General features: G+C 51.8%; 1 rRNA gene. It reads right to left on the reverse strand.

The window, feature by feature from the left end:
- A 16S ribosomal RNA gene (locus I6E11_RS15015) occupies positions 1-226 on the reverse strand; the annotation flags it as partial.

The following is a 226-nucleotide window of genomic DNA, read 5'->3' on the forward strand; positions in this document are numbered from 1 at the left end:
ACGCTACTTGGCTGGTTCAGGCTCTCGCCCATTGACCAATATTCCTCACTGCTGCCTCCCGTAGGAGTTTGGACCGTGTCTCAGTTCCAATGTGGGGGACCTTCCTCTCAGAACCCCTATCCATCGTCGGCTAGGTGGGCCGTTACCCCGCCTACTACCTAATGGAACGCATCCCCATCGTTTACCGATGAATCTTTAATGGTATTATCATGCAATCTTACCATAC

Source organism: Bacteroides caecigallinarum, from assembly GCF_021531075.1.
Lineage (GTDB): Bacteria > Bacteroidota > Bacteroidia > Bacteroidales > Bacteroidaceae > Phocaeicola > Phocaeicola caecigallinarum_B.